Origin of the sequence: Kitasatospora sp. NPDC101183, assembly GCF_044767945.1 — a bacterium.
Taxonomy (GTDB): Bacteria; Actinomycetota; Actinomycetes; order Streptomycetales; family Streptomycetaceae; genus Kitasatospora.
Genome location: NZ_JBIWOW010000015.1, coordinates 12,493 through 33,966, shown reverse-complemented (window position 1 = coordinate 33,966; position 21,474 = coordinate 12,493). Strand labels below are relative to the sequence as shown.

The 21,474-nt window shown below is 74.0% G+C and carries 20 protein-coding genes; 15 read left to right on the top strand and 5 right to left on the bottom strand.

Features of this window, described 5'->3' with window-relative positions; genetic code table 11:
* Positions 1 to 126: 126 nt before the first annotated feature.
* The 3 genes from ACIRRS_RS21825 (at position 127) to ACIRRS_RS21815 (ending at position 4,025) form a co-directional block, all read left to right on the top strand.
* Positions 127 to 819: an ABC transporter ATP-binding protein gene (locus tag ACIRRS_RS21825; protein ID WP_402973038.1), complete on the top strand. Its 693-nt coding sequence runs from the start codon at positions 127 to 129 to the stop codon at positions 817 to 819.
* Positions 816 to 3,194, top strand: coding sequence for an FtsX-like permease family protein (locus ACIRRS_RS21820; protein WP_402973035.1), 2,379 nt, complete (start codon positions 816 to 818; stop codon positions 3,192 to 3,194). The genes ACIRRS_RS21825 and ACIRRS_RS21820 overlap by 4 nt, the downstream gene beginning before the upstream one ends.
* 84 nt (positions 3,195 to 3,278) lie before the next feature.
* The gene (locus ACIRRS_RS21815; RefSeq protein ID WP_402973032.1) at positions 3,279 to 4,025 is read left to right on the top strand and encodes a hypothetical protein; all 747 of its coding nucleotides are present in this window, start codon (positions 3,279 to 3,281) and stop codon (positions 4,023 to 4,025) included.
* On the opposite strand, the gene ACIRRS_RS21810 is transcribed toward ACIRRS_RS21815, so the two are convergent.
* Positions 4,022 to 4,555 carry a histidine kinase gene (locus tag ACIRRS_RS21810; RefSeq protein ID WP_402973029.1) on the bottom strand — a complete coding sequence of 178 codons (534 nt, stop codon included), beginning with the start codon at positions 4,553 to 4,555 and terminating at the stop codon, positions 4,022 to 4,024. The genes ACIRRS_RS21815 and ACIRRS_RS21810 overlap by 4 nt on opposite strands.
* Before the next feature lie 328 nt (positions 4,556 to 4,883).
* Here ACIRRS_RS21810 and ACIRRS_RS21805 point away from each other — a divergent pair, with 328 nt between their 5' ends.
* The 3 genes from ACIRRS_RS21805 to ACIRRS_RS21795 all read left to right on the top strand — a co-directional run bounded on the left by ACIRRS_RS21805 (position 4,884) and on the right by ACIRRS_RS21795 (position 8,512).
* Positions 4,884 to 5,063, top strand: a complete 180-nt coding sequence (locus ACIRRS_RS21805) for a hypothetical protein (protein WP_402973026.1) — start codon at positions 4,884 to 4,886, stop codon at positions 5,061 to 5,063.
* A gap of 17 nt (positions 5,064 to 5,080) precedes the next feature.
* Positions 5,081 to 5,263: a hypothetical protein gene (locus tag ACIRRS_RS21800; protein WP_402973023.1), complete on the top strand. Its 183-nt coding sequence runs from the start codon at positions 5,081 to 5,083 to the stop codon at positions 5,261 to 5,263.
* A gap of 84 nt (positions 5,264 to 5,347) precedes the next feature.
* Complete coding sequence (locus ACIRRS_RS21795; RefSeq protein ID WP_402973020.1) at positions 5,348 to 8,512, top strand: type 2 lanthipeptide synthetase LanM family protein; 3,165 nt, start codon at positions 5,348 to 5,350, stop codon at positions 8,510 to 8,512.
* Between the two features lie 28 nt (positions 8,513 to 8,540).
* On the opposite strand, the gene ACIRRS_RS21790 is transcribed toward ACIRRS_RS21795, so the two are convergent.
* On the bottom strand, positions 8,541 to 9,275 hold the full coding sequence (locus ACIRRS_RS21790; protein ID WP_402973018.1) for a dienelactone hydrolase family protein: 735 nt from the start codon (positions 9,273 to 9,275) through the stop codon (positions 8,541 to 8,543).
* A 226-nt stretch (positions 9,276 to 9,501) separates the two neighbouring features.
* Here ACIRRS_RS21790 and ACIRRS_RS21785 point away from each other — a divergent pair, with 226 nt between their 5' ends.
* From ACIRRS_RS21785 to ACIRRS_RS21775, 3 genes are read left to right on the top strand one after another with little or no spacing between them, the layout of a single operon-like run.
* The gene (locus ACIRRS_RS21785; RefSeq protein WP_402973015.1) at positions 9,502 to 10,089 is read left to right on the top strand and encodes an ArsR/SmtB family transcription factor; all 588 of its coding nucleotides are present in this window, start codon (positions 9,502 to 9,504) and stop codon (positions 10,087 to 10,089) included.
* Positions 10,086 to 11,339, top strand: coding sequence for an MFS transporter (locus ACIRRS_RS21780; RefSeq protein WP_402973012.1), 1,254 nt, complete (start codon positions 10,086 to 10,088; stop codon positions 11,337 to 11,339). Before ACIRRS_RS21785 ends, ACIRRS_RS21780 begins: the two co-directional genes overlap by 4 nt.
* Positions 11,340 to 11,395: 56 nt before the next feature.
* Positions 11,396 to 11,872, top strand: coding sequence for a DUF5990 family protein (locus ACIRRS_RS21775; protein ID WP_402973009.1), 477 nt, complete (start codon positions 11,396 to 11,398; stop codon positions 11,870 to 11,872).
* A 34-nt stretch (positions 11,873 to 11,906) separates the two neighbouring features.
* On the opposite strand, the gene ACIRRS_RS21770 is transcribed toward ACIRRS_RS21775, so the two are convergent.
* Together ACIRRS_RS21770 and tsaD are read right to left on the bottom strand one after the other, a co-directional pair.
* A complete protein-coding gene (locus ACIRRS_RS21770) occupies positions 11,907 to 14,171 on the bottom strand; it encodes a M9 family metallopeptidase (protein WP_402973007.1) in 2,265 nt (754 codons plus the stop codon).
* A 185-nt stretch (positions 14,172 to 14,356) separates the two neighbouring features.
* Positions 14,357 to 15,409, bottom strand: coding sequence for a tRNA (adenosine(37)-N6)-threonylcarbamoyltransferase complex transferase subunit TsaD (gene tsaD / locus ACIRRS_RS21765; protein ID WP_402973005.1), 1,053 nt, complete (start codon positions 15,407 to 15,409; stop codon positions 14,357 to 14,359).
* A gap of 163 nt (positions 15,410 to 15,572) precedes the next feature.
* Between tsaD and ACIRRS_RS21760 the strand changes: the two genes are divergently transcribed.
* From ACIRRS_RS21760 to ACIRRS_RS21735, 6 genes are all read left to right on the top strand, one after another.
* Entirely contained in the window at positions 15,573 to 16,175 is a 603-nt protein-coding gene (locus ACIRRS_RS21760) for a superoxide dismutase (protein ID WP_402973002.1), read from the top strand.
* A 243-nt stretch (positions 16,176 to 16,418) separates the two neighbouring features.
* The gene (locus ACIRRS_RS21755) at positions 16,419 to 17,447 is read left to right on the top strand and encodes a glycosyltransferase family 2 protein (protein ID WP_402973000.1); all 1,029 of its coding nucleotides are present in this window, start codon (positions 16,419 to 16,421) and stop codon (positions 17,445 to 17,447) included.
* A 159-nt stretch (positions 17,448 to 17,606) separates the two neighbouring features.
* Positions 17,607 to 17,924 (top strand): hypothetical protein, encoded by a 318-nt coding sequence (locus tag ACIRRS_RS21750; RefSeq protein ID WP_402972997.1) that lies wholly within the window; start codon positions 17,607 to 17,609, stop codon positions 17,922 to 17,924.
* Positions 17,921 to 19,483, top strand: a complete 1,563-nt coding sequence (locus ACIRRS_RS21745) for a hypothetical protein (protein WP_402972995.1) — start codon at positions 17,921 to 17,923, stop codon at positions 19,481 to 19,483. Before ACIRRS_RS21750 ends, ACIRRS_RS21745 begins: the two co-directional genes overlap by 4 nt.
* Before the next feature lie 38 nt (positions 19,484 to 19,521).
* A complete protein-coding gene (locus ACIRRS_RS21740) occupies positions 19,522 to 20,025 on the top strand; it encodes a hypothetical protein (RefSeq protein WP_402972993.1) in 504 nt (167 codons plus the stop codon).
* Complete coding sequence (locus ACIRRS_RS21735; protein ID WP_402972990.1) at positions 20,015 to 20,506, top strand: hypothetical protein; 492 nt, start codon at positions 20,015 to 20,017, stop codon at positions 20,504 to 20,506. The genes ACIRRS_RS21740 and ACIRRS_RS21735 overlap by 11 nt, the downstream gene beginning before the upstream one ends.
* Here the strand turns inward: ACIRRS_RS21735 and ACIRRS_RS21730 are convergent.
* Complete coding sequence (locus ACIRRS_RS21730; protein ID WP_402972988.1) at positions 20,493 to 21,452, bottom strand: GlxA family transcriptional regulator; 960 nt, start codon at positions 21,450 to 21,452, stop codon at positions 20,493 to 20,495. The genes ACIRRS_RS21735 and ACIRRS_RS21730 overlap by 14 nt on opposite strands.
* Positions 21,453 to 21,474 lie beyond the last annotated feature (22 nt).

Sequence of the window (21,474 nt, the reverse complement as noted above, 5' to 3'; positions counted from 1 at the left end):
AGGGATGACGGCGCGCGGTGTACCTCCTGCGCGGTACGGAATCTGCCGCGAGCGGCGGACGCGGGGGCGGGCCGCCCGTCCGTACCTTCGTCCACGTCAACCGATGGACGGGCTGAGGAGCGGGGCATGGGCAGCGAGCCGGTGATCGAACTGAGCGGTGTCAGCCGCCACTACGAGGGGGCGCGGGCGGCCCTGGACGGGGTGTCGCTGACGGTGCGGGAGGGGGAGTCGGTGGCCGTGCTCGGGCCCTCGGGGAGCGGGAAGTCCACCCTGCTCAACCTGGTGGCCGGGCTGGACCGGCCGAGCGAGGGCACGGTGACCGTCGCCGGGACGCGGGTGGACCAGCTGGGCGAGGCCGGCTCGGCCCGCTTCCGGCGCGGGACCATCGGCATGGTGTTCCAGTTCTTCAACCTGCTGGACGACCTGACGGTGGCGGACAACGTGGTGCTGGCCGGCGAGCTGGCCGGCGTCCCGCGCGCCGAGGCCCGGAGGCGGGCGGCCGAGCTCCTGGAGTCGCTCGGCATCGACCGCCACGCCCGCGCCCACCCCGGGCGTCTCTCCGGCGGCGAGCGCCAACGCGTCGCCGTGGCACGGGCGTTGATGAACCGCCCGGCCCTGCTGCTGGCCGACGAGCCGACCGGCGCCCTGGACTCCGCCTCCGGCGAGGACGTCAAGGAACTGCTGCGCGAACTGCACCAGGACGGGCAGACGATCCTGCTGGTCACCCACGACCTGACCCTGGCCCGGGACTGCGCCACCCGCACCGTGCGGATGCGCGACGGCCGCGTGGAGTCGGACTCCTCGGTGGTGGCGGCATGAGCGCGCTCGGGAGAGTGGTGAGGGCCGGGGTGCGCCGACGGCGGACGCAGTCCGTCGCCGTGGGGCTGGCCGCCATGGTCGCCACCACCTGCTCGGTGCTGGGCGGTTCGCTGCTGGTCGCCTCCCAGGCCCCCTTCGACCAGGCCTTCGACGCCCAGCACGGCGCCCACCTCACCGCCCGCTTCGACGGCAGCCGGACGAGCGCCGAGCAGCTCGCCGCGACGGCCCACGCGGCCGGGGTGGCGGAGGCGGCGGGCCCGTTCCGCACCGTCACCGTCGACCCGGAGTGGGTCACGCCGAAGTTCCCCGTCCCGCAAGGAGCGACGATGTCGCCCATGGCCGTGGCCGGTCGGGCGGAGCCCGCCGGTGGCGTCGACAACCTTACGCTGACGAGCGGGAGTTGGGCGAAGAATCCGGGGGAGGTGGTGATCGACAAGGGGTATGCCGAGGGCAACACGGACCTCGGCGCGGTCCTGCGCCTCCCCGGCCTCCCCGGCGCTCCCACGCTCAAGATCGTCGGCTTCACCCGGTCTGTCGGCCGGACCGCCGACGCCTGGGTGAGCCCGGAGGGCCTCGCCGCCCTCACCGCGCCCGGCAGCACCCCCGGCTACGAGATGCTGTACCGCTTCACCTCCTCCGGGACCACCGCCGCGATGGCCGCCGACCGCGCCGCCGTGGCCGCCGCAGCCCCCGCCGGGGCGCTGACCGGCGCGCAGTCCTGGCTCGACGCCAAGCACGGCTCGGACCGCAACACCGCGCTGTTCCTGCCGTTCATGGTCGCCTTCGGCCTGCTCGGCCTCGCGATGTCCGTCCTGGTCGCGGGCAACGTGGTCGCCGGAGCCGTCGGCACCGCCACCCGCCGCATCGGGGTGCTCAAGGCGCTCGGCTGCACCCCCGCCCAGGTGGTGCGCGCCTACGTCGCCCAGGCGCTGATCCCGGCGGGGACGGGCACGCTGCTCGGGCTGGTGGCGGGCAACCTGCTGACCATCCCGGTGCTCGCCACCACGAGCCGGATGTACGGCACCAACACCTCGGGCCTGGCGGCGCCCTGGGTGGACGCGGCCGTCGCGGGCGGCACCCTCGCCACCGTCGCCCTCGTCGCCTGGGCCGCCGCCGCCCGCGCCGGACGGCTGCGCACCGTCGACGCGCTGGCCGTGGGCCGTACGGGCGGAGGCACCCGGCGGGACGCCCTCGCCCGACGGGCTGCCGCGCTGACCGCCCGGCTGCCGCTGCCCCGGGCGGTGAGCCTGGGCCTGGCCCAGCCCTTCGCCCGACCGGCCCGCGCGGCCGGGATGTTCGCGGCGGTGCTGTTCGGCACGGCGGCGGCGACCTTCGCGGTGGGCATGGGCGGCACCATGTCCTGGGTGCAGGAGGCCAAGAACCACGCGGCGGCCGACGTCGTGGTGCACCCCGAGCGCGCCGACCGCCCCGGCGGGCCGCCCGCCCTGACCACCCCGGCCGATCCGGCCGCCGTCACCGCCGCGCTGAACGCGCAGCCGGGCGCCCAGCACTCGTACGGGGTCGGCGGCGGGGACACGGCCGTGCCGGGCGTGGCAGGGAGCACCCTGGTGACGGCCTTCTGGGGCGACTCCTCCTGGGCGGGCTACGCGATGGTCTCCGGCCGCTGGTACCAGGGCCCCGGCGAGGCCGTCGCACCCTCCACCTTCCTCACCGAGGCGGCGGTGAAGCTGGGCGACCAGGTCACCTTCACCGACCACGGCCGGCCCGTCACCGTCCGGATCGTCGGCGAGGTCTTCGACCCGCACACGCAGACCAACGAGCTGTTCACCGACGCCGCGAGCTACCCCGGCGGTTCGGCCCCCGAGCCGGACCAGTGGTTCGTCAAGCTCAGGCCCGGCACCGACCGGGCCGCGTACACCACCGCGCTCAACGAGGCCCTCGGCCCGCTGCACATGGCCGCCGACGGGGGGCAGACGCACACCTCGGACTCGATCGTGGCGCTCAACTCGCTCACCGCGACCCTGACCGTGCTGCTGGTCGTCGTCGCCGGGCTCGGGGTGTTCAACACCGTCGTCCTGGAGATCCGCGAGCGCACCCGGGACACGGGCGTCGCCAAGGCCCTCGGCATGACCCCCGCGCAGACCGTCGGCGTGGTGCTCTCCTCGGTGCTGGTCACCGGAGCCGTCGGCGGGGCGGTCGGCCTGCCCGTCGGACTGCTGCTGCACGGCCTCACCGTGCCGGCCATGGGCCACGCCTCCGGGCTCAACTTCCCGGCCGGGGCCCTGCACGTCCTCGGCACCCCGCTGCTGGCCCTGCTCGCCCTCGGCGGGCTGCTGATCGCCCTGGTCGGCGCGCTGCTCCCGGCCGTACGGGCGGCGCGGGCGCGGACGGTGGACGCGCTGCGGGCGGAGTAGGCGCGCCGGTCGTGCTTGCGGGGGCGGGAGTCGGGTAGGCGACCCCGAGGGGGGTGCCACCCGCCTTCCGCCTGTGGAGCGATCATGCAGTTCGAACTCCTCAACCCGAACTCCGCCTACCCCCGGGCGCGGCTGGTCGACCCGCCGCCCTACGGCTACCTGCACCTGGCCGCCGCCGTGGCACCGCCGTCCGGGCCGCCCCTCGTCCGCACCGACGCCGCGCGCAGCGCCCTGCTCGACCGGCTCAAGCCGCTGGCCACCGCCCTCCAGGGGCAGCCGGCGGTGCGGCGGGTCACCGTCTACCGGGCGCTGGTGGTGCCGCCGCCCGGCGGCTACGCCCGGCAGCCGCGCTTCCACCCGGCCCGGTTCGACGTCGCCGTCCTCGTCGAGACCGACACCCCCGAGGACCTCGGGCCGGTCGCGGCGGGGGAGGCGTACGGGGAGCTGGCCGCCGCCGTCGCCGGCGCGGCCACCGACACCCACGAACTGCGCGCCCGCTGCGCCCGCTCGCTCGGCGAGGTGGACCGGAGCCGGCCGGGCCTGTTCCTGTTCAACCACTTCGTCGCCGAGGACCGCGAGGTGGCGCTGGAGCTGTGGGACCACCTGGCCGGCTGGTACGTCCGCAAGACGGGGCTGGACAACTCCACGCTGCTCGAACCGCTGGAGGGCACGGAGGCGGACTACGTGTTCGTCAACCACGCCCGCTGGGACACCGGCGCGCTGCGGCTGCTGCTGCGGCAGGTGAGCCGGCCCAGCTTCCGGGGGTACGTGCAGCAGAACCTGCTGGTCAACCGGGTGGGCGCGATGCCCGTGCTCTACCGGATGACCTAGTCCTTCTCGGGCTCCTTCTCGGGGTCCTTCTCCGGGTCCTTCCCGGGTTCGGCCGCCTCCTCGGCCTTGCGGACCTGCTCGGCGAAGGCGTGCGCGTCGATCCGCTCGACCGAGGCGCCGTGCCGGGCCGCCAGCTCGTCCGCCGCCTCGGGGGAGGGCTCGACGGCCTCCAGGGCGACCAGCGCCCCGCCGTCCGGGACGCGCGGGGAGAGCACGATCAGCGCCGCGCCTCCCTCGGTGGCCGCGTGCTCCTCGGCCGCGTTGCCCAGCGCCGCGCCCGCCGCGAAGCCGAGCAGCACGCCGACCGGGCCGCCGAGCAGCCCGACCAGGCCGCCCAGCACGCCGGAGCCGACGGTGGCCACTCCCGCGCCCTTGGTGTAGGTGTCCTCGATCTCCAGCAGGCCGTCGGCGCTGCGCTCCATGGCCGCCGCGAACCGCAGGCCCGGCAGGTGGCGGGCCTCCTCGAAGGCCGGGCGCCAGGCGGCGGTGTCCGGGAAGGTCAGCAGGACGACGTGGTGGCGGTCGCTCATCGCACTCCGATCGGGCCGGGCGGGCAGGGGTGGCTTCCATCCTGCGCCCGGGGTGGCCCGCACGGCCACCGCTGCCCCTGTCGTGGACGGTTCAAACAAGGGGGCCGCTCCGGCACCGGGTTTCCGGCCAGGTGTACGGGGCCCGGTGGCACTCCGGGGCGGTGGCCGTGACAGGAGGCCGGGCAGGTCGGGGCGCCGCCGGGGTGCTAGTTCGATCCTGGCCGAATCACGTACGGCCCCGCGCACGACCCTGGTGCCGCCGGTGGGGCGGTGCCAGTATCCCCACCCGGCACGACCGTGCCCGCACCGTACGTCAGAAGGAGGCACCATGCAGCCCACGGCCGACCAGGTCCGCGCGCTCAAGGACGAGGACTTCCGGCTCACCCTCGGCCAGGGAGGCCAGGCCCACCCGGCCGGCGACCTCTCCGACGAGGTCTACGTCACCGCCGCCGTGCAGGCCAGCACCTGCGGCGGCTGGAGCAGCTGCGCCCACGTCTGCAGCTTCTGAGTCCGGGAGGAATCGGCATGCCGACCACCAGCGCGCAGCTCCGCGCCCTCCAGGACGAGGACTTCCGGCTCGGTCTCGGTGCCGGTCAGGCCGCCCACCCGGCCGGGGACCCGGCGAGCGAGGTGTACGTGAGCGCGAGCCAGCAGCTCAACACCTGTGAGTACGCGTCCAGTTGTTACCGGGTGTGCAGCTCCTTCTGAGCCCGCGCCACCCCCGGCGGTGCGCGCCGCTCGCGGCCCGCACCGCCGGTCACCCCGCTCCGACGAGGAAAGGCCGCACCGCCCGTGGTCGACACGTCCGCACTCCGCCGCGCCGCCGCCCGGGCCCTCCCGCTCGACGCCCGGGGCACCGCCCCCGCCGGCGCCGAGGGGACGGACCCCGACCGCGCGGGGCGCGTCCTCGACCGCTGGCGCGCCCAGGCGCCGTTCGACCAACCCGGCTGGTTCGACCGCCGCCTCGCCGCCGTCGGCCTCGACCAGGACGGGCTGCGCGCCCTGCTCGCCGAGAGCCCGGACTCCCTCGCCGACCGCCTCGGCACCCCCGCATGGGCCGTCCGCCTCGCCGACGCCTTCGAGGCCGGGCTCACCCTCGACGTCCCCGAGGACCAGGCCTTCGCCCGGATCGCCGCCCCCGCCCTCGCCGCCGCCCGCGACCGGCTGCGCGCCGGGCTCGCCGCACTGCCCGGCCTCGCGGAGGTCGGCACACCGGAGGCCCTGACCGCCCTCGTGCTGCCCGCGCTCACCGAGGCCGCGCACGCGAGCGCCGTCCGTACCGTCATCACGGAACTCCACATCGCCCGGCTCGGCGGGGAGTTGACCGGCGACACCCCCGCGGCGCGCTACCGCGACTTCCTCGACCGGCTCACCGCGCCCGACCGGTCCGTCCGTCTGCTCGCCGACTACCCGGTGCTCGCGTACCGCCTCGCCACCGGCGCCGACCAGTGGGCCGACACCTGCCTCGCCCTCTACCGCCGCCTCGCCGCCGACCTGCCCGCCCTCGCCCGCACCTTCGCCGACGGCCGCCCGTTGGGCCCCCTCGTCGAACTCGCCACCGGCCTCGGCGACCCCCACCGGGGCGGCGCCACCGTCAGCTCCCTGCGCTTCGAGGGCGGCACCCGGATCGTCTACAAGCCCCGCCCGCTCGGCGCCGAGACGCACTTCCAGCACCTGCTGCACTGGCTCAACCCGAAGCTGCGGCTGCCGCTGCACGACCTCGCCCACCTCGGCCGCGAGGGCTACGGCTGGGTCGCCTTCGTCACCGCCGAACCGGCGTGCGACGACGCCGAGTTGAGTGCCTTCTACCACCGCGCCGGCTCGCTCGCCGCCCTGCTGTACCTCCTCGACGCCGTCGACTGCCACGCCCAGAACCTCCTCGCCGTCCGCGACCAGCCCGTCCTCATCGACCTGGAGGCCGTGCTCCACCCCGACCTGCCCGAGCCCGTCAAGGAGCTCTCCCGCTCCGAACGCCTCGCCCGCCACCAGGCGCAGCACTCGGTGCTGCGCTCCGGCCTGCTGCCCGAACGCATGTGGGACGAGGGCAACGGCGGCGCCGACCTCTCCGCCCTCGGCTGGGACCCGGACAACCTGCCGCCGCGCCCCGCGCCCGTCCTCGTCGACGAGGGGACGGACCAACTGCGCCTGGAGTACCGGCGGATGCCCGTGCGCGCGCCCGGCAGCCGACCCGTCCCGCCCGGCCAACCGCTGCGGCTGGCGGACCACGTGGGGGAGTTGGAGGCGGGCTTCACCGAGGCGTACCGGCTGCTCGCCGATCACAAGGCCGAAGTGCGGAAGCTGGTACGGGCGTTCGGCGCCGACGAGACCAGGATGCTGCGCCGCGACACCTTCGAGTACCGCAGCCTCCTCGCCACCGCCTGCCACCCCGACCTGCTGCGCGACGGCCTCGACCAGGAACGCCACCTCGACCGGCTCTGGGCCCTCGCCGCCTGGGAGGAGCACGCCGTCGCCTACCTCGCCCACGAACGCGCCGACCTGTGGCGCGGGGACGTGCCCCTCTTCACCATCCGGCCCGACGGCACGGATGCCCGCAGCGGCACCGGCGCCCTCGTCCCCGACGTGACGGACCGGCCGGTGCTCGACCTCGCGCTCGCCAAGGTCGACGGCCTCGGGGAGGCGGACCTCGCGCGCCAACTCCGGCTGCTGCGCATCTCGGTGACCACGGCGGACGGGGCGCGCGAGCCCCGGCGCTCCCCGGCGGCGGTGCCCGTCGCCCCGGGTACGGGAGCCGTCGACCGGCTGGAGGAGCGGGCGCTGGCCAAGGCCGTCGAGGTGGGCTCGCTGCTCCTGGCCGAGGCCTTCCGGGGCGAGGCCGACCTCGCCTGGGTCGGCCCCAACTGGACCCCGCCCGGCCGCTGGGCGCCCGCCGAACTCGGCCCCGACCTCTACAGCGGCACCGCAGGGGTCACCCTCTTCCTGCACCAACTCGCCCTCGCCACCGGCGACTCCGAGCACCGCGCGGCCGCCACCGCCGCCGGGGTCACCCTGCGCCACCAGGTCCGCCGCCGGGCCGACCGCCTCGGCGGCGGGCTCTCCGGCACGGGCGGGGTGCTCTACGTCCTCGCCCATCTCGCCGCTCACCAGGACGACTTCGAGCTGGACGAGCTGGCGCGGGCGGTGCTCGCCCGGGTCGTCGCCACGGCGGGCGAGGACGAGTACCACGACCTCGTCGCCGGGAACGCGGGCACCATCGGCGGCCTGCTCGCCTGGGAGGCCGTCCGCCCCGGCCCGGCCGTCACCGCCGCCCTCGCCGCCTGCGTCGACCGGCTCGCGGCCGCCGCCCTCCCGCACCCCGAGGGCGGCGTCGGCTGGCTGCCCGCCTCCCTCGCCGGCACCGTCACCCGCCCCCTCGCCGGCCTCGCCCACGGCGGCTCCGGCATCGCCTGGTCCCTCGCCCGCGCCGGCCACCGCCTCGGCGACGCCCGCGCGGCCGAACTCGCCCTCGCCGCCGTCGCGTACGAGCGCACCCTCTACAGCGCCGAGGCGGGCAACTGGCGCGACGTCCGCGAGGACGGCACCCCCGACGGCCCCGCCTACCCCGCCCTCTGGTGCCACGGCGCGGCGGGCATCGCCCTCGCCCGCACCGAACTCGCGGCCCTCCTCCCGTCCGAGGCCAAGGCCCTCCTCGCCGAACGGGACACCGCCGCCGCCACCGTCCTGCGCGAGGGCTTCGGCTCCAACTCCTCGCTCTGCCACGGCGACCTGGGCAACCTCGACACCCTCCTCCTCTCCGGCCCCACCTGGCGCCACTCCGCCCTCACCCGGGCCGCCGCCGCCCTGGACACCCTCGACACCCGCGGCTTCGTCTGCGGCCTCCCCCACGGCGCCCACAGCCCCTCCCTCATGGTCGGCCTCGCAGGCATCGGCCACGGCCTCCTCCGCCTCGCAGCCCCGAAGAGCACCCCCTCCGTCCTCGGCCTCCAACCCCCGGCCTGAGGGCCCTCGGGCCGGGGGCACGCCGGCTTCAGCCCTGGGGCAGGGTGCGCTGGAGGAGGGTCAGCAGTTCCTCCCAGTGGCGCTTCAGCGCCCCGGCGTCGAACGCGTCCGTGTCCGCCATCGTGAAGCCGTGGACCGTCCCCGGGTAGATCGCCGAGGTGTGCGTGACGCCCGCCGCGTCCAGGGCCCGGTTGAGGTCCGCCAGGGTCTCGGGGGTCACGTCCGTCGCCGCGTGGCCGAAGCAGGCCTCGGCCGAGAGCCGCTCGAACTGCTCCGGCCCGTCCGCCGCCACGGGGGCGTGGAACGCGCCGACGGCCGCCACCCGGTCCGGACGGGAGGCGGCGGCGCGGACGGCGAGGAGGCCGCCGAAGCAGTAGCCGGTCACGGCGACCGGGCCGGGGGCGACCTCGGCCCGGTCGGCGAGGAACGCGAGGTAGGCGTCCGCGTCGCTCAGGGCCTGTTCGCGGGTGTGAGCCCTGAGTACGGGCATCACCTGCTCGAAGACGCCGGCCCGGGCCTCCCCGCCGATGAAGTCCGGCAGGTCGAACAGCGGCGTCGCGCCGTGCCGGAAGAAGTAGTTGGGCACGAGCACGTAGTAGCCGTGCGCGGCCAGTTCCTCCGCCATCGCGCGGATCACGGGCCGGATCCCGAACGCGTCGGGGTACATCAGCACTCCGGGGTGCTGCCCGCCGCCCTCGGGGAAGGCGGCGAAGCCGTCGGCGGGGCCGTCGGGGGTGGGGATCGTCAGGTCGGTGGTGGGCATCGGGGTCTCCAGTCGTGGTGGATGCGCGGAGCTGCGGTCCATCACGACGGAGGGGGTGCCCGGGCGCCGGTCAGAGCGGGGCCGGGTCGCCAATTCGTGTGTGGCGCAAGGCCGTCCCGGTCGTCATGCCCGTCAACCTAGCCGATCGCACGGACCGGGGCCAGGAGGCTCCCGCCCAATACCTGAGAGTTGACTCTCACAATTCCTGAGAGGACACTCTCACGTCATGGACTCCAGCAACCGACTCGGCGACATCGAGATCACCGACCCGCAGGCCATGCGGGCCCTGGCGCACCCCGTGCGGCTGGCGATCCTCGAACGCCTCCAGCGCCACGGCCCGGCCACCGCCACGCAGCTCGCGCCCGAGGTGGGCGCGACCCCCTCGGTGACCAGCTGGCACCTGCGCCACCTCGCCGGCTTCGGGCTGGTCCGCGACGCCGAGCCGGGCCCGGACCGCCGCCAGCGGCGGTGGGAGGCGGTGGCACGGGGCTTCCGGTTCGAGACGCCGGAGGACCCGGCGGACGAGGAGGGCCGGGCCGCCGCGAGCGTCCTCTCCCGGGAGATGTTCCTGCGGGCGGGGGAGCTGCCGAACCGATGGGCCGCCGAGGTCGAGCCGGGGCTCGAACCGCGGTGGCGTCGGCTCGCGGGCCTGGCCAACACCCGGGTCGTCGTCTCCGCCGAGGAGCTCGCGGCCATCGAGGACGCGATCGAGGCGGTCCTCGCCCCGTACGTGACCCGCGAGGAGGCCGAGCGCCCGGCCGACGCGCGCGGCGTCCGGCTGCTGCGTCACGTCCTGCCGGAGGGTGCGGAGTGACCGCGGACCTGCGCCCCTTCCGCCGCTTCTGGGCCGGGCAGACGGTTTCGCAGTTCGGCGACCGCATCACCGAACTCGCGCTGCCGCTCATCGCGGTGACGGCGCTGAACGCGTCGGCCGGCCAGGTGGCCGCGCTGACGGCGCTGATCTGGGCGCCGAACCTGCTCGCCCTCGTGCTCGGCGCCTGGGTCGACCGGCGCCCCCGCAAGAGGCGGGTGATGGTGGCGGCGGACCTGGTGCGGGCGGCGGTGCTGCTCTCCCTCCCGGTGGCCCACCTCCTCGGCGTGGTCACCTTCGGCCAGCTGTGCGCCGTCGCGGTGCTCACCGGCACGGCCGGGGTGCTGTTCAACACCGCGTACCCGTCCTTCTTCGTGCACCTGGTGCCGCGCTCGTCCTACATCGACGCCAACAGCCGCCTCGGCGCGAGCCGTTCGGCCTCCTACGTGGTCGGGCCGGCGGTCGGCGGCCCCCTCGTCCAGGCGCTGACCGCGCCCGGCGCCCTGGTCGTCGACGCACTGACGTTCCTGGTCTCCGCGCTGCTGGTCGGCCGGACCGCCGTCGAGGAACCGGTGGTCGTGCGGGAGCGGGAGCCGCTGCGGCGGCGGGCCCGGGAGGGGCTGCGGTTCGTCCTGCGGCACCCGGTGCTGCGGGCGGCCCTGGGGTGCGCGGCGACGGTCAACTTCTTCACCTTCCTCGCGGGCAGCGGGCTGATCGTGCTGTTCGCCAGTCGCGGGCTCGGGTTGGGCCCGAGCGTCATCGGTCTGGCCTTCGGGATCGGCGCGACCGGTTCGCTGCTCGGCGCCGTGCTCGCCCCGAGGGTGTCGCGACGGTTCGGTGTGGGCCGCAGCATCGCCGTGGGTGCGGTGTTCTACCCGCTGCCGATCGCGCTCGCGGCGGCCGCGGGCGGGCCGCCGTGGGCGCGGGCCGGGGTGCTGGCGGCGGTGGAGTTCCTCTCCGGGGTCGGCGTGATGCTGTTCGACGTCAACCTCAACTCGCTTCAGGCGTCGGTGATCCCGGACGGGATGCGCAGTCGCGTCGCCGGGGCGTTCGGCACGGTCAACTACGGTGTCCGGTCGCTGGGCGCCCTGGCCGGCGGGCTCCTCGCGACGCTCGTCGGGCTGCGGGCGACGCTGGTCGTGGGCGCGGTGGGCGGGGCGCTGTGCGTGCTCTGGCTGCTGCCTTCGCCGATACCGCGTATCCGATCGCTGACACCGGAGAGCACTCCCGAGCCGCAGGGCGTGGCAGGCTGACGACGCGCGGGCCCTGGCGTCGGCCCGTCCGCCTGCGGGCAGCGCACAATGCAGGCATGGAACTGAGGATCGAGGCCACCGACCTTCCCGGGCTCACCTGTGGCGGCGCCCCTGGCTTCCCGGGGTACACCGGCATCCACGTGGCGGTCCAACGCCGGGGCCGTCCGGCCGAGTTGCTGGACCCGCAGCCGGGGGACGCGGAGTCGGCGCACTGGTCGCTGGAGTGCGAGGTGAAGCGTCTGCCGGACGGCGGCCCGGATGTCACCGGCAGGTACGTACAGGGCGTGCCGGGTGCGCGGTTCGTCTACCTCAACTGGCTGACGGGCGGCGGCGAGGAGCGCTTCTCGCTGTTCCGCCGGGCGAAGCTGATGCTGGCGGCCGTGGACCGGGAGACGGTCGAGGCGGCCGCCGTGAGCGGTCTGCTGGTGGCCCGGCTCGGGCTGACGGACGCCAAGGGCCACCCGCTCTGCGCCGCCGTCCGCCCGCCGCTGGTCGTCTGGAGCGCGGAGGAACGCGGCGGGGGCCCCGCGTAGCGCGTACGCGGGGCCCCTGTCATCGGTGGCGGGCTCAGTTGTAGGTCGTGGTGACGGTGACCCCGTTGAAGCCCTGCTGCGCGTACAGGCTGAAGTAGACGTAACCCGCGGGCGGGTTGGTGATGGTGAGGGTCTCGGCGTTGCCCGACCCGGCGGACTTCGACTGGTACGAGGACGTCGTGGCCCAGGAGGGGCCGTTGTAGTACAGGTCGGCGTTGCCGGTGCCGCCGGTGGTGGTGATGGTCAGCTGCTTCACGCCGGCCGGCAGGTTGAGGAAGTTGTAGCTGTAGTTGCCGGTGGTGGCGGCGACGCCGTCGCGGCGGCAGTTCTTGTCGTAGCTGCGGGTGTCGGCGGCCGTGCACAGCGGGGCCTGGGTGGTGGGCAGGGAGCCGCAGTTGTCGGCGGCGCAGGCCTTCAGCCAGGTGGCGAAGTCGGCGTCGTACGAGGTGCCGATGGTGGTCTTGAGCAGGGTGCGGGCGCCGGCCCAGTCGCCCGCGCGGTACTTGGCGAGGACCGCGTCGACGTCCTGCGGGTGCGACTGCAGCATGTAACGCACCGCCAGGTAGCCCCAGTTGTACGTACGAACCTGGTTGGAGTTGGCGTAGGTGGTGTCGAAGAGCTCGCTCAGCTTGTACGTGCCCTTGCCGGCCTGGGTGACGGCGTCGTCGTAGTGCACGCCGCGGTAGCTGTACGAGACGTACTCGGCCAGGCCCTCGACCCACCAGATGGTCGGGGTGGTCATGCCGGCGTCGAAGTCGCCGTACATGTCGTAGCGGCCGTCCAGGTAGTGGGTGTACTCGTGGTTGAGGTTCCAGATCTGGAAGGCGGGGCGCAGCCAGGAGGCCTGGTGGGCGATGAACCGGGCCTGGTTGCCGGCCTGGTCGGGGTGGCCCTCCTCGTAGTCGCCGCCGTTGTCGACGTCGATGCCGTACATGGACCAGGCGTAGAGGCTGTAGTTGTAGTAGTCGTCGAAGACGACGACCTCGAGGCTGGTGTTGCGGTCGTCCTTGACCGGGCCGTTGTCCTTCACGATCTTGTGGAAGAACGCGTCCTGGTTGACGAGGCTGGTGCAGGTGTCCGCGAACTGCTGGTCCGTCATGCTCTGCGAGCGGATGCTGAGGTTCGGGTTGCAGACGTGGTTGCTGGTGAGGACCAGCGGCACGAGCTTGGCCGGCACGTCACAGGTGCCGTAGTAGGAGCAGTTGCCGCCGTCCTTCTTCTCCGTGAACCAGAGCAGGTTCATGGTGAGCGGACCGGTCTTGCCGACCAGCGGGTAGCGGTTGATCAGGTCCTTGACGAGCGGGCGGCCCTGGGCGCGCAGCGTGTCGTCGGCGACCCAGTTGCCGAGGTCGATGCCGATCTTGGTGACGATGTCGCCGCCGTCGATCTGGGCGCTGTTGCGGGTGACGAAGGAGGAGACCGTCGTCGCGAAGGACGGGTCGGCCTTCAGCGCGGCGGTGAACTCGGGGAGTTCGAAGCCGCGGGAGATGACGGTCTCGGTGTTGCCGACGGCCGCCGCCATCGAGCCGGACCAGGAGGTGGTGTAGTCGGCGAGCAGCCGCTTGACGACGCCGGTGTAGCGGGCGTTCTCGCGGGCGCTGTCGATCAGGGTGACGGCCTCGGCGAGGGTGCCGCCGTTGGCCTCGGTGACGTCCTTGCTGTGCGGGGCGGCGAAGAAGCCGTCCAGGGCGCCGCGGACGGCGCTCTGCAGGTTGGTGCCGTAGGCGCCCACCGCGTCGGGGTTGTACCACTGCACGTAGTAGCCGGCGCGCAGGAAGAACACCAGCTGCGAGGCGGAGGTGGAGTTGTCGCCGGGGTAGGTGGCGGAGGTGTCGCGCAGCGCGTTGGCGACCGTCACCATCTGGGCCTCGTTGAACGCGGCCTTGGCGTCGTTGCCGGTGAGCTGGAACAGCGTGTTGACGCAGTCGAGGCTCGCGCCCTTGACCTGCTGGACGAGCGCGGCGCCGGTCTTGCCGGTGAAGCCGGACACGTCGCAGGGCGCGGCGGCCAACTGCCGTGCGGCGACGCGGTGTTCGGCGGCGCTGCCCGCCGCCGGGGCGGTCGGCTTCGCCTGCGCGTCGGAGACGAGCGGACGGGCGTCGCGCGGGGTGTCGGGGGACTTGGGGAGGGGGATCGACCGCGGCGTGCCGCTCTTGGTCGTGGTGGGGGTCGTGGGGGCGGGGGTCTTGGCGGGGGTCGCGTGGGCCTGGGGTGCGAACAGGCCGAGCGCGAGGAAGAAGGCGGCGCCGAGCGCAGGGAGTCTGCGCGCGTTCGCCTTCGCTATGCGGAAGGGACGCATGGGTGAGGGTCTCCGGAAGCCGGTTGCGGTCGTGGTGTTGGGGGCACGACCGCTCTAAATGTGTGACATGTAAAATGGCACATGGCGCCGGAACTCGGGAACCCCCTGGGCCGGATTAGTTGTCAGAACCTTCCAGATTCCGCCAAGAGACGGTCAAGAAGCGGACCGGATGTCAGGTCCGGATGTCAGGCCCGGACGGCCGCCCTCGGAGCGAGCGCCGCGAACTCCAGCGGCGCCGACGGATCGATGGACAGATCGGCCGGCGCGGGCTCCGCACCCGCCCTGACCAGCAGGTCCCCGACCGCGGCCACCATCGCCCCGTTGTCCGTGCACAGCCGCAGCGGCGGCACCCGCAGGGCGATCCCCGCCCGCGCGCACCGCTCCTCGGCCAGCGCCCGCACCCGAGAGTTGGCCGCCACTCCGCCGACCACCACCAGGGTGCCGATCCCGTGGTCGAGGCAGGCCCGCACCGCCTTGCGCGTCAGCACGTCGGCGATCGCCTCCTGGAGCGAGGCCGCCGCGTCCGGCACGTTCGGCTCGCTCTGCGCCTCCACCCAGCGCGCGGCGGCCGTCTTGAGGCCGGAGAAGGAGAAGGCGTACGGATCGTCCTTCGCCCCGGTGAGCGGTCGCGGCAGCCGGACGGCCGACGGGTCGCCCTCGCGGGCGGCGCGGTCGATCGCGGGGCCGCCGGGGTAGGGCAGGCCGAGGATGCGGGCGACCTTGTCGAAGCACTCGCCGGCCGCGTCGTCCAGGGTGTCGCCGAGGTGGACGATCCGGTCGCGGACGAGGTCGCGCACCAGCAGCAGCGAGGTGTGGCCGCCGGAGACGATCAGCACCACGCACGGGTTCGGCAGCGGCCCGCCGTCGAGCGTCGCGGCGGCGACGTGCCCGGCGAGGTGGTGGACCCCGTACAGCGGCACGCCGAGCGAGTACGCGTACCCCTTGGCGGCGGCCACCCCGACCTGCAGCGCCCCGGAGAGCCCGGGCCCGGTGGTCACGGCGACGGCGCCGATGTCGGCGAGGCCGAGCCCGGCGTCCGCCAGCGCCTGCTGGACCACCGGCGCCATCGCGTGGACGTGCGCCCGCGCCGCGATCTCCGGCACGACGCCGCCGAAGCGGGCGTGCTCGTCCATCGAGGAGGCGACGGCCTGCCCGAGCAGCACGCCGTCGCGCACCAGGGCGGCGCCGGTCTCGTCGCAGGAGGATTCGATCCCCAGCACCACCGGCGATCCTGTCATGGTCACTCACCCTTGTCGGTCATTACACAGTCCGAGCACCATTGTGCCCGACCGGATGAGCGGAATAAGCAGGAGCCCATGCTTCGTTCCTGCAAGCCGTACGCAATAGTGTGGACCCGGCACGATCACCACCGTTCAACCAGCCGAAAGGGGCAGTGTCCTGATGGGCACCTACACGCTTCCCGACCTTCCGTACGACTACTCCGCGCTGGAGCGGGCGATGTCGGCCGAGATCCTGGAGCTGCACCACTCCAAGCACCACGCGGCGTACGTCAAGGGCGCCAACGACACCCTCGAGCAGCTGGCCGAGGCCCGCGACAAGGAGCAGTTCGGCGGCCTGGTCGGCCTGCAGAAGACCTTCGCCTTCCACCTGTCCGGCCACGTGCTGCACTCGCTGTTCTGGCAGAACCTCTCCCCGGAGGGCGGCGAGCGCCCCGAGGGCGAGCTGGCCGACGCCATCACCGAGCACTTCGGCAGCTTCGAGGCCTTCAAGAAGCAGCTCACCAACGCCACCACCGGCGTGCAGGGCTCCGGCTGGGGCATCCTGTCCTGGGAGCCGACCGGTCAGCGCCTGATCGTCGAGCAGGTCTACGACCACCACGGCAACGTCGGCCAGGGCACCACCCCGCTGCTGGCCTTCGACGCCTGGGAGCACGCCTACTACCTGCAGTACCGCAACGTCCGCCCGGACTACGTCACCCGCCTGTGGGACGTCGTCAACTGGCAGGACGTCTCGACCCGCTTCGCGGCGGTCACCTCCGCCTGACGCGTGACCTTCGGCGCCCCGGGCCGGTCGGCCCGGGGCGCCGTTCGTGTGAATTCCGGTACCTTGGACTGACGTTCCGAGTGGACGGCGCACACGGCCGCCTCACCGCCGCGCAGGCTGGACGTCACCCGGAGTTCGCCGAACGGTCGCGCGCGATCCCTACGCTCGGGCCACCGCCGGTGACCGGCCGTCGCCGGCCGCCGGGCCCGTCCGCCGCAGATCCGCTGAGCGAAAGGCCTGTTGATGGCCCCGCGTCTGTCCGTCGTCGTCCCGGTCTACAACGTCGAGCGCTACCTCAGGGAATGCCTCGACTCGATCGCGGCGCAGACCTTCGACGACTTCGAATGCGTCATGGTCGACGACGGCTCCACCGATGGCGGCCCCCGCATCGCCGAGGAGTACGCGGCCTCGGACCGGCGCTTCCGGCTCGTGCGGCAGGAGAACCAGGGCCTCGGCGCCGCCCGCAACACCGGCTGGCGCCACCTCACCCCCGGCACCGACTACCTCACCTTCGTCGACAGCGACGACGTCGTGCCCGCGCACGCCTACCGGCTGATGATCAGCACCCTCGACGAGACCGGCTCCGCCTTCGCCACCGGCAACGCCATGCGCCTGCGCACCACCGGCCTCACCCCCTCGCACGGCCACCGCCGCCCCTTCCGCGAGACCAGGCTGCGCACCCACGTCAGCGAACTGCCCGCCCTCGTCACCGACCGCACCGCCTGGAACAAGGTCTACCGGCGCTCCTTCTTCGACGCCGCCGGCCTCCTCTACCCCGAGGGCATCCTGTACGAGGACGCGCCGGTCAGCGTGCCCCACCACTTCCTCGCCGACCACGTCGACGTGATCTCCGAGCCGGTCTACCACTGGCGCGTGCGCGAGGACGGGGACCTCTCCATCACCCAGAAGAAGACCGACCCGCGCGGGGTCGTCGACCGGGTCCGCTCGATGGAGCTCGTCCGGGAGTGGCTGCTCGCCCAGAGCGAGCCGAAGTTCACCGAGTACCTGCGGGCCTACGACCACAACTGCCTGGTCGAGGAGATCCCGATGTTCTTCTGGTCCGTCCCGGACGGCGACCGCGCCTACCGGGCGGCCTACCAGCGCAACGTCAGCCGCCTCGTCGAGGCCATCGGCCCGGAGCGCGTCGCCGAGCTCAACGGGCAGCTGCGCCTCAAGTACCGCCTCACGCTGGGCGGTTCGATGGGCGGCTTCGTCGCCGTGCAGCGCGCCCACAGGCTGGCGCGCAGGGCCCGCAAGGCCGTCCGGCGCTGACGCGCGGGCCCTCAACCCCCCTCGTGCCGACGAGCGGTGACGATCACTTCGCCGATCCCGAAACCCGGGCCCCGGCGACGGCGTCTATGCTCATCGGGCGTACCCGTCCCATCGGGGCGGGCATCGGGGCGGGCATCGGGGGAGTGGAAGGGGCACCGGGTGGGGGACCAGTCGACCGGCTACACGGTCAATCTCGACGGGCTGGAACGGATCAAGGGTTCCCTCGGCGCGGTGGTCAAGGACCTGAGCGAGGCGAACGGCACCTACACGGCGCAGAAGCCCTACGTCTCCACCGACTTCGGCGAGTTCGGCGTGGACCAGGCCTGGGCGACCTTCGACACCAACTGGTCGAAGGAACTCCACGTCACCCGGCGCGCGGTGGACGAGCTGGTCCAGAAGGTCGCGGCCACCGGCGCCAACTACCGTGCCGCCGAGAACAGGAACGCCACCTCGCTGGCCCAGGGGCGGGACCGATGAGCAAGGTCAAGGACCTCCAGGCCGCCCAGCAGGCGGTCACGAAGCCAAGCAGCAGCCCGTTCCTCATGGGGGCCACGGTGATCGCCGCGATCGCCAAGGCCCTGGCCGTCCCGGCGCCGGCCGGGAACCCGGGCACCATACGCGAACGGGCCAAGACGTACGCGGACACGGCCGCCTCGTACGCCAACGCCTCCGGTGACCTCCGTACCGTCGCCGTCGACCAGCTGCCGAACAACTGGACCGGCACCGTCGCCGAGCACGCCACCCAGGCCGTCAAGGCGCTCGCGAGCGAACTCGCCGTCTCCCAACGGACGTTGGAGGAGGCTTCCACCGTCCTCAACGCCTGGGCCGACGACCTCGAAGGGGCCCAGGGCGTCGACGCGCGCAGTGTCGCCGCGCTGGAGACCCTCCAGAAGGCGGTCGGCCACGACCTCTTCGACGTGACGACGGCGATCGGCGCGATCGAGCCCGCCCACGCCGCCATGGGCGGCCGGATCACGGCCGCCCAGCGGGCGGAGGCCGGCGGCACCCACGCGGCGAGCCGGCTCGGCCAGCTCGCCGCCAAGGCCCGCGCCGAACGCGCCGACAACGGCGCGATCGACCCGCTCGCCGCGCTCGTCCTCGCCAACGAGAAGGGCCCCGGCGGCTCCGAGGACGGCGACTACATCCTCTCGCCCTACCAGCTCGAACGCGCCGACCAGTTCCTGTCCGGAATGAACGCCGCCGACCAGGCCGCCTTCAAGAAGCTGCTGGCCGACGCCAAGTCGCCCGAGGAGTCCGCCTACCTCTGGAAGGCCCTCGCCGCCGGCCGTTCCCCGGCCGAGGTCCAGCAGTTCGCCGCCCTGATCCACCCGCACGGCGACGATCCGACCTGGCTCGCACAGCACCTCGTCCCGACGCTCGGGTCCGACGCCTCCGCCTCGGAGTCGACCACCCGCACCGTCGACCTGACGTACAAGGGCGAGTCGCTGCCCGGCGACGGCTACGGCCAGGGCCAGGTCAACGACTGCGTCGCCGCCTCCACCAGCCTCGCGCACCTCAAGCTCGACCCGGTGACGATGCTCCAGCTCACCACGGGCAACACGCCCGAGGTCCCCGGAGCCGACTCCTCGGCCAACTTCAGCAAGCGCCTCTCGGACTACTACATCGGCGCGTACAACGTGGGCACCCAGGCGGACGGCAGCAAGCCGTACCCGGAGGCCGACCCCGGGATCGGGGACAAGGGCACCAGGGCGATCGTCGACCACAACCTCGCGTCCACCGGCAACGGGTACCAGAACGTCAGCCTCAAGGACGAGGAGGACCGGCGCGCGGCCCTCCCGCGCATCGACCAGGCCGTGGATGCGGGCAAGCCCGTCCCGATCGCCGTCGGGGACGGAAAGGGCTTCCACGAAATGGTGATCGTCGCCCGGGACGGCGATCGGTACCAGGTCTGGAACCCCTGGGGTCACTCGGAGTGGGTGACGAGGGACCAGTTCCTCGACAACCACATGAACGCCGGGCAGAACACGGGGAGCTTCCAGGCCGACCGGGCCTACGGAGTGGAACTGCCGAAATGACGACCATCCCGTCTGCGACCGCTGTGCCTACGACCGTCGTGCGTGCGACCATCCCGCCTGCGACCGCCGTGCCCGCGACCGCCGTGCCCGCGACCGCCGTGTCCGATGCCGAGCTGGTCATCGGTTACCACGTCGAGGCCGCTCTCACCCGGGGTCTGCTGCTCGAAGGCACCCCGCGCCGGGTGCTGTTCGGCGAGGCCGCCATCGCGGCCTGCTACCAGGCCGACGCGCTGGGCACCGGCCCCCGCCCGCTCGCCGTCCTGGCCCGGATCGTCCGCGCCGGCGGGTTCGCCGCCGCGCTCGACCTGCCGGAACCGGTGATGGGCCGGGAGGCGGGCGAGCTCGTGCGCGGCTGGGTGCGGGCGGCGGCCGCCACGGGCGCGGACCTGCACCGCGAGGTGTTGTTCTCGCGGTGGCTGGAGGCGGTGGCCCTGTTCATCGGGCTCCGGCGGCGGGTGCGGGACACCGCCCCGCCCGTCGGGCCGGCGGAGGCGGGGAACCCCGCGACCTCAGGGAGTGGGAGGGGCACCGATGCGCCGTAGCCCGATCGTCCTGGCGGCGGCACTGCTCGCGGCGGCCCCGCTGCTCGCCGCCTGCGACAGCGGCACCGAGGTGCCCGCCACGCCGGGGGCCGACAAGCCCATCGGCGCCCGGCCGTCCACCGAGGTGGCCCTGCCCACCCTCCGGGAGGCCGGGCAGGCCACGGGCCCGTACCCGGCCACGCCGGTGAGCGTGGCAGTCGGTGAGCGGTTCGGGGTCAAGGGCGTCGACAGCACGACGCCGTACCGCTGGAAGCTCACCTCCTCCGGCGACGCCGCCCTGGTCCGGCAAGGCTCGGACGTCGTCGTCGAACCCTGCGGCGGCGAGACCGGCTGCTCCCCGGGCGTCGACCAGGTCTTCACCGCCCGCGCCGCCGGGACCACCACGCTGACCTGGACGTACGAGCCGCAGGGCGGCTGCCGGACCCCACCGGTGGACCCGTGCGGCAGGGTCACCAAGAGCTTCCTGGTCACCGTCCGCTGACCGGTGCGCCCTGCGCGGACCCGAAGCGCTCCCGGAACTCGCTCGGCGTGGTCCCCAGGTGCCGGGCGAAGGCGCGGCGGAGGGTCTCGTCGCTGCCCAGCCCGCTCAGCCGCGCGGTCGCGGTGACGCCGTGCCCGTCCAGGAGCAGCTGCTGCGCGCGGTCGAGGCGGACGCGCTCCACCCAGCGCGCCGGGGTGGTGCCCAGCTCGGCCTGGAACAACCGGCCCAGGTGCCGGGTGCTCACGGCGGCGGCCGCGGCCATCGCGGGCAGGCCGTGGTCGGCGGCCGGGTCGGCGAGGACGGCGTCAGTGAGGGTGCGCAGCAGGTCGCTGCGGGCGGGCGGCGTGGCGAGCGCGGTGGAGAACTGGGACTGCCCGCCCGGCCGTTGCATGAAGACGACCAGCTCACGGGCGACGGCGCGGGCCGCCTCCGCGCCGAGGTCGTGCTCGACGAGCGCGAGCGTGAGGTCGATGCCCGCGCTGATGCCGGCGCTGGTGTGGAAGGGGCCGTCGGCGATGTGCAGCGCGTCCGGTTCGACGCGCACGCGCGGGTGGCGCAGCGCGAGGGTGCGGGCGTGGCGCCAGTGGGTGGTGGCGCGGCGCCCGTCGAGCAGGCCGAGCGCGGCGAGGACGAAGGCGCCGCTGCACACGGAGGCCGTACGCCGGGCCTGGGCGGTCAACCTCCCTGCCGCCGTGAGGAGTTCCTCGTCCGGTCCGGCGGCGGCGAGGTGGTCGGCGCCCGCGATCACCAGGGTGTCGAGGGGGCCGACGGCCTCCGGCGGCGCGGTGGCGCCGAGCACGACGCCGTTCGAGGCGGTGACGGCCCCGCCGGCGGGGGAGACGAGTTGGGCCTCGTACGCGCCGGCCTGGTGCAGGACCTCCATCGGGCCGCTGACGTCGAGCAGCGTCACGCCGTCGAACACGAGGAGGGCGACGCGCCGGGTCATGTCCTGATCCGAGGGATGTGTG

Bases quoted from the DNA above. Each gene is read 5' to 3' on its own strand.
- ACIRRS_RS21745 (WP_402972995.1), top strand. From the start codon at position 17,921: ATGAGCAAGGTCAAGGACCTCCAGGCCGCCCAGCAGGCGGTCACGAAG.
- ACIRRS_RS21770 (WP_402973007.1), bottom strand. From the start codon at position 14,171: ATGCGTCCCTTCCGCATAGCGAAGGCGAACGCGCGCAGACTCCCTGCG.
- ACIRRS_RS21820 (WP_402973035.1), top strand. From the start codon at position 816: ATGAGCGCGCTCGGGAGAGTGGTGAGGGCCGGGGTGCGCCGACGGCGG.
- ACIRRS_RS21785 (WP_402973015.1), top strand. From the start codon at position 9,502: ATGGACTCCAGCAACCGACTCGGCGACATCGAGATCACCGACCCGCAG.
- ACIRRS_RS21805 (WP_402973026.1), top strand. From the start codon at position 4,884: ATGCAGCCCACGGCCGACCAGGTCCGCGCGCTCAAGGACGAGGACTTC.
- ACIRRS_RS21735 (WP_402972990.1), top strand. From the start codon at position 20,015: ATGCGCCGTAGCCCGATCGTCCTGGCGGCGGCACTGCTCGCGGCGGCC.
- ACIRRS_RS21825 (WP_402973038.1), top strand. From the start codon at position 127: ATGGGCAGCGAGCCGGTGATCGAACTGAGCGGTGTCAGCCGCCACTAC.
- ACIRRS_RS21810 (WP_402973029.1), bottom strand. From the start codon at position 4,555: ATGAGCGACCGCCACCACGTCGTCCTGCTGACCTTCCCGGACACCGCC.
- ACIRRS_RS21800 (WP_402973023.1), top strand. From the start codon at position 5,081: ATGCCGACCACCAGCGCGCAGCTCCGCGCCCTCCAGGACGAGGACTTC.
- ACIRRS_RS21775 (WP_402973009.1), top strand. From the start codon at position 11,396: ATGGAACTGAGGATCGAGGCCACCGACCTTCCCGGGCTCACCTGTGGC.
- ACIRRS_RS21815 (WP_402973032.1), top strand. From the start codon at position 3,279: ATGCAGTTCGAACTCCTCAACCCGAACTCCGCCTACCCCCGGGCGCGG.
- ACIRRS_RS21790 (WP_402973018.1), bottom strand. From the start codon at position 9,275: ATGCCCACCACCGACCTGACGATCCCCACCCCCGACGGCCCCGCCGAC.
- ACIRRS_RS21755 (WP_402973000.1), top strand. From the start codon at position 16,419: ATGGCCCCGCGTCTGTCCGTCGTCGTCCCGGTCTACAACGTCGAGCGC.
- ACIRRS_RS21730 (WP_402972988.1), bottom strand. From the start codon at position 21,452: ATGACCCGGCGCGTCGCCCTCCTCGTGTTCGACGGCGTGACGCTGCTC.
- ACIRRS_RS21760 (WP_402973002.1), top strand. From the start codon at position 15,573: ATGGGCACCTACACGCTTCCCGACCTTCCGTACGACTACTCCGCGCTG.
- tsaD (WP_402973005.1), bottom strand. From the start codon at position 15,409: ATGACAGGATCGCCGGTGGTGCTGGGGATCGAATCCTCCTGCGACGAG.